The sequence below is a fragment of the Streptomyces sp. NPDC104581 genome, from assembly GCF_055583685.1.
Genome location: NZ_JBVJNN010000002.1, coordinates 349,973 through 365,431 on the forward strand (window position 1 = coordinate 349,973; position 15,459 = coordinate 365,431).

12 protein-coding genes and 1 pseudogene are annotated in these 15,459 nt (G+C 71.2%); 9 read left to right on the top strand and 4 right to left on the bottom strand.

The genetic code is table 11. The features are described 5' to 3' along the window. Window positions 1-262: 262 nt before the first annotated feature. The 7 genes and pseudogenes from ACZ61E_RS03135 to ACZ61E_RS03165 all read left to right on the top strand — a co-directional run bounded on the left by ACZ61E_RS03135 (window position 263) and on the right by ACZ61E_RS03165 (window position 7,497). Window positions 263-982 carry a GntR family transcriptional regulator gene (locus tag ACZ61E_RS03135; RefSeq protein WP_469697140.1) on the top strand — a complete coding sequence of 240 codons (720 nt, stop codon included), beginning with the start codon at window positions 263-265 and terminating at the stop codon, window positions 980-982. A 156-nt stretch (window positions 983-1,138) separates the two neighbouring features. Continuing rightward, window positions 1,139-2,149, top strand: coding sequence for a substrate-binding domain-containing protein (locus ACZ61E_RS03140; RefSeq protein ID WP_469697095.1), 1,011 nt, complete (start codon window positions 1,139-1,141; stop codon window positions 2,147-2,149). 145 nt (window positions 2,150-2,294) lie between these two features. Beyond that, window positions 2,295-3,311 (top strand): sugar ABC transporter substrate-binding protein, encoded by a 1,017-nt coding sequence (locus tag ACZ61E_RS03145; protein WP_469697097.1) that lies wholly within the window; start codon window positions 2,295-2,297, stop codon window positions 3,309-3,311. Further along, window positions 3,308-4,387 (top strand): ABC transporter permease, encoded by a 1,080-nt coding sequence (locus tag ACZ61E_RS03150; protein WP_469697099.1) that lies wholly within the window; start codon window positions 3,308-3,310, stop codon window positions 4,385-4,387. Before ACZ61E_RS03145 ends, ACZ61E_RS03150 begins: the two co-directional genes overlap by 4 nt. Continuing rightward, the gene (locus ACZ61E_RS03155) at window positions 4,384-5,271 is read left to right on the top strand and encodes an ATP-binding cassette domain-containing protein (RefSeq protein ID WP_469697101.1); all 888 of its coding nucleotides are present in this window, start codon (window positions 4,384-4,386) and stop codon (window positions 5,269-5,271) included. The genes ACZ61E_RS03150 and ACZ61E_RS03155 overlap by 4 nt, the downstream gene beginning before the upstream one ends. Window positions 5,272-5,545: 274 nt before the next feature. Then, window positions 5,546-6,691 (top strand): annotated as a pseudogene (locus ACZ61E_RS03160) (ROK family glucokinase); the annotation flags it as partial. Window positions 6,692-6,921: 230 nt separating this feature from the next. Then, window positions 6,922-7,497, top strand: coding sequence for a hypothetical protein (locus ACZ61E_RS03165; RefSeq protein ID WP_469697103.1), 576 nt, complete (start codon window positions 6,922-6,924; stop codon window positions 7,495-7,497). A gap of 37 nt (window positions 7,498-7,534) precedes the next feature. Here ACZ61E_RS03165 and ACZ61E_RS03170 read toward each other — a convergent pair whose 3' ends face one another. From ACZ61E_RS03170 to ACZ61E_RS03185, 4 genes are all read right to left on the bottom strand, one after another. Further along, on the bottom strand, window positions 7,535-8,197 hold the full coding sequence (locus tag ACZ61E_RS03170) for a GOLPH3/VPS74 family protein (protein WP_469697105.1): 663 nt from the start codon (window positions 8,195-8,197) through the stop codon (window positions 7,535-7,537). Between the two features lie 46 nt (window positions 8,198-8,243). Beyond that, the gene (locus ACZ61E_RS03175) at window positions 8,244-8,957 is read right to left on the bottom strand and encodes a DUF3159 domain-containing protein (protein ID WP_469697106.1); all 714 of its coding nucleotides are present in this window, start codon (window positions 8,955-8,957) and stop codon (window positions 8,244-8,246) included. A gap of 47 nt (window positions 8,958-9,004) precedes the next feature. Then, the gene (locus ACZ61E_RS03180; protein ID WP_469697107.1) at window positions 9,005-10,903 is read right to left on the bottom strand and encodes a S9 family peptidase; all 1,899 of its coding nucleotides are present in this window, start codon (window positions 10,901-10,903) and stop codon (window positions 9,005-9,007) included. A gap of 85 nt (window positions 10,904-10,988) precedes the next feature. Further along, window positions 10,989-11,618, bottom strand: coding sequence for a TetR/AcrR family transcriptional regulator (locus ACZ61E_RS03185; protein ID WP_469697109.1), 630 nt, complete (start codon window positions 11,616-11,618; stop codon window positions 10,989-10,991). Window positions 11,619-11,883: 265 nt separating this feature from the next. Between ACZ61E_RS03185 and ACZ61E_RS03190 the strand changes: the two genes are divergently transcribed. After that, window positions 11,884-13,674 carry an FAD-dependent monooxygenase gene (locus ACZ61E_RS03190; RefSeq protein WP_469697111.1) on the top strand — a complete coding sequence of 597 codons (1,791 nt, stop codon included), beginning with the start codon at window positions 11,884-11,886 and terminating at the stop codon, window positions 13,672-13,674. Window positions 13,675-13,808: 134 nt separating this feature from the next. Further along, window positions 13,809-15,350 (top strand): MFS transporter, encoded by a 1,542-nt coding sequence (locus tag ACZ61E_RS03195; RefSeq protein ID WP_469697113.1) that lies wholly within the window; start codon window positions 13,809-13,811, stop codon window positions 15,348-15,350. The last annotated feature ends 109 nt before the right edge of the window (window positions 15,351-15,459 follow it).

Sequence of the window (15,459 nt, forward strand, 5' to 3'; positions counted from 1 at the left end):
GCCCCCAAGGTGGCCTTCGGCTCGTCGCCATGTCAAGCGTTTGTCCTGACATTTAGGCCTGTTGATGATCTTTGTAATGATCTCCGCCCGGACGGTGTCCCTCCCCGGCCGATCACCCCCGTCCACCGCAGTTGTCCTGACAACCGAACTACAGGACTTTCCGTCAACATCGCACGGGGCTACGCTCGCCCACGTGTCCAAGCAGCCGGAGCGGGAGCAGCCGGGCGGGCCGGCCCCCCAGGCCGCCGCGCTCCAGCTCGCCGTGGACCGCACCAGCCCCGTTCCGCTCTACTTCCAGCTGTCGCAGCAGCTGGAGGCCGCCATCGAGCGGGGCCGGCTCGCGCCGGGCAGCCTCCTCGGCAACGAGATCGAGCTGGCGGGCCGGCTCGGCCTCTCCCGGCCCACCGTCCGCCAGGCCATCCAGTCGCTCGTCGACAAGGGCCTGCTGGTCCGCCGCCGGGGCGTCGGCACCCAGGTCCTGCACAGTCAGGTCAGGCGCCCCCTGGAGCTGAGCAGCCTCTACGACGACCTGGAGGCGGCGGGCCAGCACCCCGCCACCCGGGTCCTGCGCAACACCGTCGAACCGGCCACCGCCCAGGTCGCCGCCGCCCTCGGTGTCGCGGAGGGCGCGGACGTACGCCTCGTCGAACGCCTCCGGTACGCCCACGGCGAGCCGATGGCCCGGCTGCGCAACCATCTGCCGCTCCAGCTCCTCGACTGCGACACCGCCCAGCTCGAATCCACCGGTCTCTACCGGATGATGCGCGCCGTCGGCATCACGCTGCACAGTGCCCGCCAGTCGGTCGGGGCGCGCGCCGCCGACGCCGGGGAGGCGCGGCTGCTCGACGAGGCGGCGGGCGCGCCGCTGCTCACGATGGAGCGCACCACCTTCGACGACACCGGGCGCGCCGTCGAGTTCGGCGTCCACATCTACCGGGCCTCGCGGTACGTCTTCGAGTTCCAGCTCCTCGTCCGCCCGTAGAGCCGCCGCCGCGAGGCTCCGGGCAGCCTCCCCGTACGGTTCCCGGCCGGCCCGTCTTCGTAAGAATGTTCGGACAAAGTCTTGACGGGGCCGCGCGGGCGCCGCTAGAACTCCCCCAGCCGCAACGGGGCGGCCGGGAGAGAAGGCGGAACCACCATGCGTACCAACCGAAAGGCGGCGGGCCGCACGGCGGCGGCGCTCCTCACCGCATGCGCGCTCGCCCTCGTCGCCGGATGCAGCGGCTCCGGAGGCAAGGACTCCGAGGACAAGGCCGACGACGGCGGGGGCGGTACGGCGGCCAAGACCCCCCGCATGAAGATCGCCATGGTCACCCACTCCGGCGAGGGCGACACCTTCTGGGACATCGTCCAGAGCGGCGCCAAGGTGGCGGCGGCCAAGGACAACGTGCAGTTCCTCTACGCGGCCAACAAGGAGGGCAAGGAGCAGGCCCAGCTCATCCAGAGCTACATCGACCAGGACGTCGACGGGCTCGTGGTCAGCCTCGCCAAGCCCGAGGCGGTCAAGGCCGTGCTCGCCAAGGCCGCCGCCGCCGGCATCCCCGTCGTGACGATCAACTCCGGCGCCGAGTTCTCCGAGCCGTTCGGCGCGCTCGGCCACATCGGCCAGGACGAGGCCATCGCCGGAGAGGCGGTCGGTGAGGAGCTGAACAAGCGGGGCAGGAAGAAGGCGCTCTGCGTCATCCACGAACAGGGCAACGTCTCGCTCGAAGGCCGCTGCGCAGGGGTCGGGAAGACCTTCGAGGGCACGGTGGAGAATCTGAACGTCGAGGGCACCAACATGCCCGCTTCGACGTCGTCGATCGAGGCGAAGCTCCAGAGCGGCAAGGACATCGACGCCGTCGTGACGCTCGGCGCGCCCTTCGCCGCCGCCTCCGTGAAGGCCAAGGAGAGCGCCGGGTCCGGCGCCGAGATCAACACCTTCGACCTCAACGCGGACGTGGTCAAGCAGCTCAAGGCCAAGGAGATCGGCTTCGCCGTCGACCAGCAGCCCTACCTCCAGGGCTATCTCGCCGTCGACGAGCTGTGGCTCCACAGGAACAACGGAAACGTCATCGGCGGCGGGAAGCCCGTACTCACCGGACCCGCCCTCGTCACCGAGAAGGACGTCCCGGCGCTGGAGAAGTTCACCGCACGCGGCACCCGATGACGGACAGCCGTCACCACCCGATGACATGCGCGTGCCCAGACCCGATGAACGGGGCCCGAACAGCCATGACCGATACTTGGGCCGCCGGGCCGGGTCCCACCGTGCCCGGCGGTACCGGGAAGTACGGCAAGAAGGGCACTGCGTCGTGGCAAGGGGTCGGACAGGGGTACGCGCGATGGGCGCGGTGCTGGCGGCGGTTCTCGGGGCGGCGTCCCTGGCGGGATGCAGCAGCACCGGCGGCAAGCGCGCCGAGGAGCGGGCCGCGGCGGCCGAGGCACAGGGGCGGGCCGCGGTGAACACGCCGAAGTGGACCTTCGCCATGGTCACCCACTCGGGAGACGGCGACACCTTCTGGGACATCGTCCAGAAGGGCGCCGAGCAGGCGGCGGTCAAGGACAACATCAACTTCCTGTACGCGCACAGCGACGAGGGCCAGCAGCAGGCCCAGCTCGTCCAGTCGTACATCGACAAGGGCGTCGACGGGCTGATCGTCACGCTCGCCAAGCCCGACGCGATGAAGGCCGTCGTCGCCAAGGCCACCAAGGCCGGCATACCGGTGATCACCGTCAACTCGGGCTCCGAGCAGTCGAAGCAGTTCGGCGCGCTCACCCACATCGGCCAGGACGAGTCGATCGCCGGTGAGGCCGTCGGCGACGAACTGGACGAACGCGGCAGGAAGAAGGCCCTCTGCGTCCTGCACGAGCAGGGCAACGTCGGCCACGAGCAGCGCTGCGCGGGGGCGAAGAAGACCTTCGACGGCACGATGCAGAACCTGTACGTCGACGGCACCAACATGCCCGACGTACAGGCGTCCATCGAGGCGAAGCTCCAGGCGGACAAGAGCATCGACGCCGTCGTGACGCTCGGCGCGCCCTTCGCGGACACCGCCGTCAAGGCGAAGGAGACGGCGGGCAGCGACGCCGAGATCGACACCTTCGACCTCAACGAGGCCGTCGCGGGCTCGCTCAAGGCGGGCCGGCTCGGCTTCGCCGTCGACCAGCAGCCGTATCTCCAGGGGTACGAGGCCGTCGATCTGCTCTGGCTCCACCGGTACAACGCCGACGTACTCGGCGGCGGGCTCCCGGTGCTCACCGGCCCGCAGATCATCAGCAAGCAGGACGCGGCCGAGCTGGAGAAATACGCGGAGCGAGGGACCCGATGACCACAACCGCACCACCCGTGAAGGACCGGCCGGGCGACGGCGGGGACGGCGGCCCGGCCGGGGACGAGCGGCTGCTCGGCGACTCGACGCTGCGCAAGCTGCTCGGCAGGCCCGAACTGGGCGCCGTCGTCGGCGCCCTGGCGGTCTTCCTCTTCTTCGCCGTCGTCGCCGACTCGTTCCTCAAGGCGTCCAGCTTCGGCACCGTCCTGTACGCGGCGTCGACGATCGGCATCATGGCGGTGCCGGTGGCGCTGCTGATGATCGGCGGTGAGTTCGACCTCTCCGCCGGTGTGCTGGTGACCAGCTCGGCGCTGATCTCCTCGATGTTCAGCTACCAGATGACGGCCAACGTCTGGGTCGGCGTCCTCGTGTCCCTGCTGGTCACCCTGGCCATCGGGGTGTTCAACGGCTTCATGCTGACGCGGACGAAACTGCCGAGCTTCATCATCACCCTCGGCACGTTCCTGATGCTCACCGGTCTCAACCTCGGTCTGACCAAGCTGATCAGCGGCACGGTCTCGACCAAGAGCATCGGCGACATGGAGGGCTTCGAGTCGGCCCGTAAACTTTTCGCCTCCGAACTGACCCTCGGCGGGGTCGAGTTGAAGGTGACCATCCTGTGGTGGGCGGGGCTGGTCGCCCTGGCGACCTGGATCCTGCTCCGGACCCGCTTCGGCAACTGGATCTTCGCGGTCGGCGGCAACGCCGAGGCCGCCCGCGCCGTCGGCGTCCCGGTCCGGCTGACGAAGATCGGCCTCTACATGGGCGTGGGCTTCTGCGCCTGGGTCTCCGGCCAGCACCTGCTCTTCTCGTTCGACGTCGTCCAGTCCGGAGAGGGCGTCGGCAACGAGCTGATCTACATCATCGCCGCGGTCATCGGCGGCTGTCTGATCACCGGCGGTTACGGCTCGGCGATCGGCTCCGCGGTCGGTGCCTTCATCTTCGGCATGACCAGCAAGGGCATCGTGTACGCGGAGTGGAACCCGGACTGGTTCAAGTTCTTCCTCGGAGCGATGCTCCTTCTGGCCACCCTGCTCAACGCATGGGTCCGCAAGCGCGCGGAGGCAACCCGATGACCGGCACGCCCACGACACCCCTGGTCGAACTGGACGGCGTCAGCAAGTACTACGGCAACATCCGCGCCCTCGAAGGCGTCTCGCTGGAGGTGCGCGCGGGCGAGATCACCTGTGTGCTCGGTGACAACGGCGCGGGCAAGTCCACCCTCATCAAGATCATCGCGGGTCTGCACCGGCACGACGCGGGCGAATTCCGCATCGATGGCACGGAGACCACGCTCGGCTCGCCGCGCGAGGCGCTGGACCTGGGCATCGCCACCGTCTACCAGGACCTCGCCGTCGTACCGCTCATGCCGGTCTGGCGGAACTTCTTCCTCGGCTCCGAGCCGACGAAGGGCGCCGGCCCCTTCAGGCGCCTCGACGTGGAGCTGATGCGCCGCACCACCCGTGCGGAACTGCTGCGGATGGGCATCGACCTGCGCGACGTCGACCAGCCCATCGGCACCCTGTCCGGCGGCGAACGGCAGTGCGTGGCGATCGCGCGCGCCGTGCACTTCGGCGCGAAGGTCCTCGTCCTGGACGAGCCGACCGCGGCGCTCGGCGTGAAGCAGTCCGGAGTCGTACTGAAGTACGTGGCCGCGGCGCGCGACGCGGGTCTCGGCGTGGTCCTGATCACCCACAACCCGCACCACGCCCATCTCGTCGGCAACCGGTTCGTCCTGCTCAAGCGCGGTGTGATGGCCGGCAGCCACACCAGGGAGTCCATCACCCTGGACGAGCTGACGCGCCAGATGGCGGGCGGCTCGGAGCTGGAGGAGCTCAGCCACGAGCTGGCCAAGGCGCCCGTTCCGGCCCATCTGGGTGGCCGCCCGGTGGAGACGGACGGACATCCTGTCGACGGGGACGCGAACGGCGAACCGACCGGCGGCACCGCCAAGCCCTGACCGACCTCCGTACCGCCCGGATGGCAGAATCGGCGGTGGTGGGCAACCGTCCACCGCCGCCGTTCCGGACACCCGGTTCGGTGCGCCCCCGATCCGCAGGGACGACACGACACGTGCGAGCACCCAGGCCGCGTTCCGGTAGCAGCGCCCACCGCCCGGCCGGCGGCCCCGGGACCCGGCGGACACAGCCCGGGGCGTGTCGTCACAGCCCCCGCCCCGGCTCGGCGGACCCCCGGCGTACGGCGGCTCCCCGGCACCCGAGGGGGCCCGTCCGATGAGTACCTACCGTGATCTCACCCACCGCGGCTCCGCGCGCGCCACCGTCCTGCGGACCGTCGGCACCCGCGAACGCCGCTCGCACGCCTCCGCGCCGCGCGTGCCGACCGTCGGGATCGACATCGGCGGTACGAAGGTGATGGCCGGGGTCGTCGACCCGGACGGCAACATCCTGGAGAAGATCCGCACCGAGACACCGGACAAGTCCAAGAGCCCGAAGGTCGTCGAGGACACCATCGTCGAGCTGGTGCTCGACCTCTCCGACCGGCACGACGTGCACGCCGTCGGCATCGGCGCCGCCGGCTGGGTGGACGCCGACCGGGCGAAGGTCCTCTTCGCCCCGCACCTGGCCTGGCGCGACGAACCGCTCAGGGACTCCGTCTCCTCCCGGCTCGCCGTCCCCGTGATGGTCGACAACGACGCGAACACCGCCGCCTGGGCGGAGTGGCGCTTCGGCGCCGGGCGCGGCGAGGACCATCTCGTCATGATCACGCTCGGTACCGGTATCGGCGGCGCCATACTGGAGGACGGCCGGGTCAAGCGGGGCAAGTACGGCGTGGCCGGCGAGTTCGGCCATATGCAGGTGGTGCCCGCCGGACACCGCTGCCCGTGCGGCAACCGGGGCTGCTGGGAGCAGTACAGCTCGGGCAACGCGCTGGTCAGGGAGGCCAGGGAGCTGGCCGCCGCCGACTCCCCGGTGGCCTACAACCTCATCGAACGCGTCAAGGGCCACATCCCCGACATCACCGGACCGCTGATCACCGAGCTGGCCCGCGAGGGCGACGCGATGTGCGTCGAACTGCTCCAGGAGATCGGTCAGTGGCTCGGCGTCGGCATCGCGAACCTGGCGGCGGCGCTCGACCCGTCCTGCTTCGTCATCGGCGGCGGTGTCAGCGCGGCGGACGATCTGCTGATCGGCCCCGCCAGGGAGGCGTTCCGCCGCCAGCTCACCGGGCGTGGCTACCGGCCAGAGGCCCGGATCGCCAAGGCGCAGCTCGGCCCGGAGGCGGGCATGGTCGGCGCGGCCGACCTCTCCCGGCTCGTCGCCCGCCGCTTCCGCCGGGCCAACCGGCGCCGACTTGAGCGGTACGAGAAGTACGAGCTGTACGCGGAGGCCATCCGCACCGGCCGGATGCCGCAGGACCTGCGCGAGGAGCAGGAGCTGCGCGAGGCCGAGGAGTCCCGCGCCGCGGCGGTGCGGGAACGGCGGGAGTCCGCCGCGGGGGCCGGGCCGGAGCACGGCCCGGCGCCCACGACGGAGCCGGAACCGGAGCCGGGGACGCGGGCGACCGGCGCGCCGGAGCCGTCCGGCCCGCCGCGAGACCGCCGTACGAGTCCCAGCCGCGCCCCCCGCACCAGCCAGGAACCTCCCTCATGACCGTGCCCCGCCAGTCGACGCCCCCCGACGACGTCCCGAAGCCGCCGGAGAACCACCGGCACATGGTCCGCCGCCGGTGGGTGACGGCGATAGTGATCGTGCTGCTCATCGGCATCCCCGCCGGCTATCTGGTGATCTCCGCGGGCCAGAGCCGGCGCAGCGGGCTCGACAAGGAGCTGGAGTCCTCGGCGACCGGCCTCACGGACGCGGTGCCGTCGCGGATGAAACAGCGCGTCTTCGAGGTGCCGATCCCCGCACGGGCCACCAACGTGCGCTACTACGAGACGAGCAACTGGAAGTCCAGCCGTCTCTATGTGCAGTTCAATGTCACGTCCGGGCGGCTCGACACCTTCCTCACCGAACTGGGCTCGCACCGCTCGGAGTTGAAGGAGGGCAACGTGACGATCGCGCCTCGCGACTCGCGCACCGTCGGCTGGGACTTCGTTCCCACCCGCGTCTGGTCGGGCACCACGCACAGACAGAAGGACCCACGCCCCACGCAGGACATCACCGTCGATCTGAGCGATCCGGCGATGCCCCACGTGTACGTGGTCTCCACGACGACCCCGTGACCGGGGTCCCCGGGCGGTGTCCGGCGGCGGCCGGGGCTCAGCTTCCCCAGCCGCCCCCGACCGCCCGGCTCGACAGGTAGGAGTCGCGCAGCGCCTTGCGCAGGCCGGGCACGAGGGTGTCGTAGTGTCCGGCGAGCGCCTTGAGGGTCTGCTTGTGCTCGCGGCGCTCCTTGCCGGAGAGCACGCTGGTCACCTCCACCTCGGTCGCGAACACCGCCATCGTCAGCACGTCCACCGGGACGGTCGCCGGACCGGGCGCGCCGAACACGGCGTCGCGTACGCGCTTCTGAAGGGCGAGCACCTGCCGCGGGTCGCTGACCGTCACCCGGTCGACGGGGAGTCCGAGCCGCTTCTCGCGGCTGACCGTGATCGCACCCGTCCCGGCGAGCTGGTCACGGACCGGCTTCTCCGCCGTGTGGGCCTTGTTGTGCACGAACTGGAGCCAGCCCTTCGGCTTCCGCTCGGGGAGGTCGCCCAGCACCTCGGCGGCGAAGGGATCGGCCGGCGCCCCGCCCGGACGCCGTACGACCTTGCGCCCCTCGGCCGCGGCCAGTCCGGCGAGGGTCAGTTCGGTCAGCGCCCCGGCGCGCAGCAACTGGCCGCGCCCCTGGAGGTTGCCCAGCTCGAACTTGCCTTTGTCGACGGTGTAGCAGAGCAGGTAGAGGTGCTGGGGCAGGGTCGGGCCGGGAGTCTGTCGCATGTCTCCTCCTCGATCGCGCGATGATCCGTCAGGGTCGGCCGGCCGGTCAGGCGTGCCGCCGCCGCTCCGACAGCGCCTTGAGCCGCCTGCCCGAGCGCCGGCCGGCCCACAGGACCACCAGCAGGCCGAGCGCGAGGAGCGGATAGCCCATCGCGATCCGCGCGACGGCCAGCCAGCCGGTGCGGTCCTCGTCGTAGAGCCACTGCCAGACGGCGGAGCGGGCCGCGAAGATCCCGACGAGCGTGAGGGTGGCGATGTCGTAGTAGCGGCGTGAGGGCTTGTCCTTCAGCCAGGCGGTGCCGGTGCCGTTGAGCGCGCCCCAGACGACACCCGCCAGCGGGCGGCGTACGAGGACAGAGACCAGGAAGAGCGCGCAGAGGGCGACGTTGCTCCAGATGCCGGTCAGGAAGAAGCCCTTGGCCGATCCGGTCTTCCACGCGACGAAGGCCGCGACCGCGACCCCGAACAGACCGGAGAGCGCGGGCTGGACCGGTTCCTTGCGGACCAGGCGCAGTACGGCGATCGCGGCCGCGACGCCGACGGCGGTGCCGATGGCCACCGCGAGGCCGAACGCGGAGTTGGCGACGACGAAGGCCACAACCGGCAGACCCATGTAGACCAGCCCGGACGGGCCGCCCATCTGATCCAGCGGTGTCTGCTTCGGCTTCGGCCGCGCCGTTCCGTCGGGCTCGTGCGGGGCGCTCGCGCGGTGGGTGGGGGGTATGGACGTGGGGGGTGTGGGAGGTGTGGGTTCAGTCATGACGCGAGATCAACTCACCAAGGGTTGTGGGTCGGTGCGTGCCGATGTCAGCGGAGGTGGCGGGCGAGGAACCGGTCGGCCGCGCGGTAGACGTCGATGATGTTCTCGGGGTTCACGAAGCCGTGGCCCTCGTTCTCCTTGAGCAGGTACTCGACCTCGACGCCGCGGTCGCGCAGCGCGCCGACGATCTGCTCGGACTCGGCCTTGACGACGCGTACGTCGTTGCCGCCCTGGACCACCATCAGCGGGGTGCGGATGTCGTCCACCCGGCTGATGGGGGAGCGGGCCCACAGGTCGGCGGCCTGCTCCGGGTCCTCGGGGTCACCGGCGTAGAGGTACCAGTTGTTGATCAGCTGCGGCTTGGTGAACTCCGGTACGGTCCGCAGGAAGGTGACCAGGTTGGAGACACCGCAGAAGTCGATCGCGGCGGCGAAGACCCCCGGGGTGAAGGCGGCTCCGACCAGGGCGGCGTAACCGCCGTAGGAACCACCGAAGATCGCGACACGGTCCCGGTCCGCGTACCCCTCGGCGACCGCCCACTCGACGGCGTCGACGAGGTCGTCGTGCATCTTTCCGGCCAGTTCTCCGATACCTGCCTTCTGGAACGCCTTGCCGTGGCCGGCCGAGCCGCGGAAGTTGACCTGGAGCACCGCGTGGCCGCGGTTGGCCAGCAGCTGTGCGACCGGGTCGTAGCCCCAGCTGTCGCGGGACCACGGTCCGCCGTGGACCAGCAGGACCGTCGGGAGCCCGGCCGGTTCGACGCCCAGGGGCAGGGTCAGGTACGACGGGAGGGCCAGCCCGTCGCGTGCGGTGACCGTGACCGGTGTCATGGGGGCGAGGGTGTCGGGGTCCAGATGCGGGTACGGCCGGAAGAGGAGCCGGCTGTGCCCGGTCGTGTGGTCGTAGTAGTAGGTGACACCGGGGTCGCGGTGATGGGTGAACCTGACCACCCAGTGCTGCCCGCTGGTGTCCCCGGACAGCGCCGCCACATCGCCGTCGGACAGCTTCTCCAGGTTCTCCAGCACCGCGGCGAAGTCCGGGTCCAGCGGGTGGATGACCTGCCGCTCGCCGAGGTAGCGCGCGCCGATCAGCTCACCGGTGCCCCGGTCGTGGATGAGTGGCGAGGGGAGGGTGGGGAAGACGGTGGAACGGGTGTCGAGGTCGAACTCCGGATGGCTGTCGACCTCGGTCTCCAGACCGGTCGCCAGATCGAGCCGGACCAGCCGGGTCCGGTCGGTGTCCCGGTTGGAGCCGATCCAGGCGCCCGTGCCGTCCGGGGTGAGCTGGAACGGCCTGATGCCCAGCGGGTAGTCGGCGCCGTCGAACGTGGTGACCGTGCGCGGTGTCCCCGTGGGGGTGTTCCACCGCGCCAGCTCGATGTCGCCGCGGGCCGTCCAGGTCTCCGCGTACAGCTCGCCCGACGCCGTGTAGAGCCAGCCGGCGACCTGGCCGGGGTTCTCCGCCAGCATCGTCAACTCGCCGCCGGCGATGTCGAGTTCGTAGAGGTCGAACTGGGTCGGGTTCCGGTGGTTCAGATGGAGCAGTGCCTTGCCCGGCCGGGTGACGGGCTGCTCGAAGCCCACCAGCGTGGCTCCGGGGAAGGGGGTGAGGTCGACCGCCGGGGCGTCCGGGTCCGTCAGGTCGACCCGGAACAGGTGCCAGTTCTCGTCGCCGTCACCGTCCTGCTGGTAGAGCAGCCACCGAGGGTCGTCGGCCCAGTGGTAGATGTGCACGCTGCGGTTGTCGTCGGCGGTGACACAGCGCGCGTCCTCGTCCGGTCCGACGCTCTCCACCCATACGTTCAACCGCCCCCGCCACGGCGCGAGATAGGCGATTCTGCCGCCGTCCGGCGAGATGGACGCGCCGGTGCGGACGGGTGCGCCGAAGAACTCCTCGACCTCGATGTGCGGGGCCTGTCGTGCGGTGGCGGACAGTTGGGTGGACATGGGGGCAGTCCTCCTTGGTTCGGCTGTCTTGGTTCGTCGGGGCTCGGGTCGGTCCGGTGTGTCGCGATCCGGGCGACCGGCGTCGTCAGTCGACGGCGTCGCCGATCGCGGAACCGGTCGCCGTGCGGATCGCACGGGCGTAGCGCCGGGCGACGGTCGTCACGTCGCTGAACTCCGAGACGTCGGCGCCGGAGAGGAGCGCGGCGCCGATGTGCTCGTCCAGCACCCGGACGACGGCGGCGGCCGCGGCGGCGTGCATCCGGACCTGCGGTTCACCGGCCGGGATCCCGAGGCGGTCGCTGATGATCACGCACAGCTGCCGCTCCGTCTGGTCGCAGGCCATCAGCCACGCCGTGCGGAGTGCCGGCTCGGTGTCGGCGAGCCGGATCATCTTCATCGCGAGCATCTCGTCGGCGAGATCGACGGGCGGCGCCTCGTGGCGGAACGTGCCCAGCCGCGCGACCAGATGGTCTTCGAGGGAGCTGTCACGGGGCCAGGCGCGCAGCACGCTCAGCAGGGTGACTACGCCCTGCATGACGATCGGCTCGGCGCAGCTCTCCTTGCTGCGGAAGTGGCGCCAGATGGTGCGTGTGGAGAGCCCCACCGCGTCCGCGATCTGATCGCCGCTCGTGGCGGCCACTCCCTGGTCCCAGAACAGGCGCGCGGCCTCCCGCGAGATCTCCAGCCGCAGTCGCAGCCGGCGCTGCTCGCTCATTCCTCCTCCGCCGCGCTTCGCCGTCGTCATGGCGCCTCATCATCCTCTCTTCGATGTCTTCTAGCGACAGTATGTCACTTAGTGACAGAGAAAGCGAGTGTGCCGGGCGCCGACCAGGTCGCGGCCAGGTGCCCGTCCGCCCCGTGACCAGGCCATTCGCGCCGCCAAGCCGGTGCCAACCCGTCTTGTAGCCCCGGCCAATTCCCTCCGCCGAAGCTGTCTCCAGGCTGCGGTTCGGGCCGCCACCTCATGTCATGGAAGGCCGATGATGGAAGCAGTCGAGGTTCCGGTTCTGATAGTGGGCGGCGGCGGGTGCGGCCTGTCCGCCTCCGTCTTCCTGTCCGACCACGGTGTCGACCACCTGCTGGTGGAACGGCACCCCGACACGTCCGTACTGCCGAGGGCCCACTACCTCAACCAGCGCACCATGGAGATCTTCCGCCAGCACGGACTCGACGGCGAGGTCGCCGAACGGGGGGCGCCGCTGGAGAAGTTCGGCAAGGTGCGCTGGCAGACCACGCTCACCGGCGACGGGCCGCTGGACGCGCGGGTGATCCATGAGATGGACGCCTTCGGCGGCGGCGCGCTGAGCGAGACCTACGCCGCCGCGGGCCCCGTCACGACCACCAAACTGCCGCAGCTCCGGCTGGAGCCCGTCCTGCGCCAACACGCCGATGAGCGCAATCCGGGGCGGGTCCTGTTCGGCCACGAACTGACCGCCTTCACCGACGACGGCGACCGCGTGCACGCCGAGATCCGCGACACCCGGACCGGCGAGATCGTGAAGGTCGCGGCGCGCTACATGATCGCGGCCGACGGCGGCCGGACGGCCGGTGCCGCCCTCGGTGTCGAGATGCGGGGCACGCCCGGCATGGCCGACGTCACGACCGCGTACTTCTCCGCCGACCTGTCGGCCTGGTGGCACGACGGCACGATCATCACCTGGTTCGTGAACCCCTACCGCCCGGACCTCTCCAGCACCCTGCTGGAGATGGGCCCCACCTGGGGACGCGACTGCGAGGAGTGGGGCCTGCACTTCGCCCTCGGCGACACCGACCGCTCCGACGAGCGCGCGGTCGTCGCCCGCATGCGTGAGGTGCTCGGCCTTCCCGAACTGGACCTCACCCTGCACAGGTTGACCCGGTGGACCGTCGAGGGGGTGCTCGCCGACCGCTACCGGTACGGCCGGGTCCTGCTGGCCGGCGACGCGGCGCACCGCCAGCCGCCCACCACCGGGCTCGGCCTCAACGGCGGTATCCAGGACGTGCACAACCTCGCGTGGAAGCTGGCCGCGGTACTCACCGGTCGCGCCGGCGACGCTCTGCTCGACACCTACGAGACGGAGCGGCGGCCGGTCGGCGGGCAGAACGTCGACTGGGGACTGTCCACCTGGTTCCACCACCGGGTCATGACCGACGCCGCCATCGGCCTCGGCGCGCACATCCCGCCGGAGCACCGGTCGTCGGCGTTCGCCACGTACTTCGAGCCGTCCCCGGTCGGCGCCGCCGCACGGGCACGGGGCGCGGAGATCTTCGGCACCCACCGCGCCGAGTGCCAGGCGCACGACCTGGAGATCGGCTTCGTGTACGAGGAGGGGGCGGTCGTCGGTGACGGCAGCCAGCCGCCACCGCGCGCCCCCATGGGCGACGTGCACCACCCGACGACCCGCCCCGGTCATCTGCTGCCGCACGCCTGGATCGCGCACGACGGGCGCCGTCTGTCGACCCACGACCTGACCGGCGCCTCGACCCGCTTCGCGCTGCTCACCGGCCCGGCGGGAACACCGTGGTGCGAGGCGGCCGAGCGGATCGCCGAGCAGTTCTCGGTCCCGATCACCGTGGCCCGCATCGGGAGCGGCGCGGAATTCACCGACGGCGACGGGGAGTGGGCGGCGGTGCGTCAGATCACCGACGAGGGGGCCGTACTCGTACGCCCCGACAACCACGTGGCATGGCGCGGAGTGGCCGGCGGTGCGGACCCGGCGGGCGTGCTGGGCGACGCGCTCTCCCGCGTCCTGGCCCGGGACGCGGGGGACCGCGTCCGGCGCACCGGCTGAGCGCGCCGGACGGTGTCCGCCGCTGGACCCCTCCCGTGGACCGCGAGCCGGACCCGCGCGGCCGGCCATGTCACATTCCGCCGCCGGGGCCGCTCCAAGGGAGTGCCAAGGTCCCATCGATGTGACGAGGAGAGATGATCGTGGCAACTGAGAAAGCGGCTCCCGGGGAAGCACGGGGCCCGGCGGCGACCGGGACGACGGGCGGGGAACCTGAGCGGTGGCTGATCCTCGGCGTCATCTGCGTCGCCCAGCTCATGGTGGTGCTCGACGTGACGGTGATGAACCTCGCGCTGCCCTCGGCGCAGGACGACCTGGGCGTCACCGACGCCGCCCGGCAGTGGATCGTCACCGCGTACTCGCTGGCGTTCGGCAGCCTGCTGCTGTTCTGCGGGCGGCTGGTCGACCTGATCGGCCGCAAGGCGACCTTCCTCATCGGGGCGGGCGGCTTCGCGGCCGCCTCGGCCGTCGGCGGGGCCGCGGTCAACTTCGAGATGCTGGTGACGGCCCGCGCCTGCCAGGGCGCCTTCGGCGCGCTGCTGGCGCCGGCCGCGCTGGCCCTGCTGACCACCACCTTCACCGACCCCGGGGAACGCGGCAGGGCGTTCGGCGCCTTCGGCGCGGTCGCGGCCAGCGGCGCGGGCCTGGGACTGATCATCGGCGGTTCGCTGACCTCTTCCCTGTCCTGGCGCTGGTGCATGTACATCAATCTGCTCTTCGCCGCGATCGTGATGCTCGGAGCCTCGCTGCCGATGGCCAAGGGGACCGGGAAGCCGGGATCCCGACTGGACATCCCCGGTGTGGTGGCGGTGTCGGCCGGCATGTTCTGCCTGGTCTACGGCTTCTCCAACGCGGCCTCGCACAGCTGGGGCACCCCGTCGACATGGGGTTTCCTGGCCGCGGGCGGCGTGCTGCTGGTCGTGTTCGTCCTCTGGCAGGCACGCGCCGCGCAGCCCCTGCTGCCGCCGTGGCTCGTCCTCGACCGCAACCGGGGCGGCGCCTATCTGACGATGCTGATCGTCGGCGCCTGCATGTTCGGCATCTTCCTGTTCCTCGTGTACTACATGCAGACCACCCTGGACTACTCGGCGATCACCTCGGGCGTCGCCCTGCTGCCCATGGTGGCGCTCACCGCCGTCGGGGCCAACGTCGGCAACATCGTGGTGATGCCGAGATTCGGCCCCAGGCCGCTCGTCATCGCCGGTCTGCTGCTCAACGCGACGGGGATGGCCCTGCTGACCGGGATCGACGCCGATTCGGGCTATGCCGCCGCCCTGCTCGGGCCGACCATGGTCGCCGGACTCGGCATGGGTTTCGTCTTCGCCTCCGTGCTCCGCACCGGTACCTCCGGAGTGGCTCCGCAGGACGCGGGCATCGCCTCGGCGAGCATCAGCACCGGCCAGCAGCTCGGCGGCGCCATCGGCACCGCGCTGCTCAACTCGATCGCGGCCGGCGCCACCACCGCGTACCTGGACAGTCATGCGCGGGGACGCCCGACGCCGGAGCAGTTCCACCTCGCGGCCATCGACGGTTACACCACCGTCTTCTGGTGGTGCGCCGCCATCTTCGCGGCGGGCGCCGTCATCTGCGGCACACTGCTGCGCGGTGGCCCGCTGCCCGCGCCCCTGGGCGCTCCCGGCCCGGTGCCGGCGAAGCTGCCCGGGACCGCGGGCCCCTGAACCGCCTCCCCCTTGTCCCGGGGGGGGGGGGGGGGGGGGGGGGGGGGGGGGGGGGGGGGGGGGGGGGGGGGGGGGGGGGGGGGGGGGGGGGGGGGGGGGGGGGGGGGGG

Bases quoted from the DNA above. Each gene is read 5' to 3' on its own strand.
- ACZ61E_RS03150 (WP_469697099.1), top strand. From the start codon at position 3,308: ATGACCACAACCGCACCACCCGTGAAGGACCGGCCGGGCGACGGCGGG.
- ACZ61E_RS03180 (WP_469697107.1), bottom strand. From the start codon at position 10,903: ATGTCCACCCAACTGTCCGCCACCGCACGACAGGCCCCGCACATCGAG.
- ACZ61E_RS03175 (WP_469697106.1), bottom strand. From the start codon at position 8,957: ATGACTGAACCCACACCTCCCACACCCCCCACGTCCATACCCCCCACC.
- ACZ61E_RS03165 (WP_469697103.1), top strand. From the start codon at position 6,922: ATGACCGTGCCCCGCCAGTCGACGCCCCCCGACGACGTCCCGAAGCCG.
- ACZ61E_RS03155 (WP_469697101.1), top strand. From the start codon at position 4,384: ATGACCGGCACGCCCACGACACCCCTGGTCGAACTGGACGGCGTCAGC.
- ACZ61E_RS03190 (WP_469697111.1), top strand. From the start codon at position 11,884: ATGATGGAAGCAGTCGAGGTTCCGGTTCTGATAGTGGGCGGCGGCGGG.
- ACZ61E_RS03170 (WP_469697105.1), bottom strand. From the start codon at position 8,197: ATGCGACAGACTCCCGGCCCGACCCTGCCCCAGCACCTCTACCTGCTC.
- ACZ61E_RS03185 (WP_469697109.1), bottom strand. From the start codon at position 11,618: ATGAGCGAGCAGCGCCGGCTGCGACTGCGGCTGGAGATCTCGCGGGAG.
- ACZ61E_RS03195 (WP_469697113.1), top strand. From the start codon at position 13,809: ATGATCGTGGCAACTGAGAAAGCGGCTCCCGGGGAAGCACGGGGCCCG.
- ACZ61E_RS03140 (WP_469697095.1), top strand. From the start codon at position 1,139: ATGCGTACCAACCGAAAGGCGGCGGGCCGCACGGCGGCGGCGCTCCTC.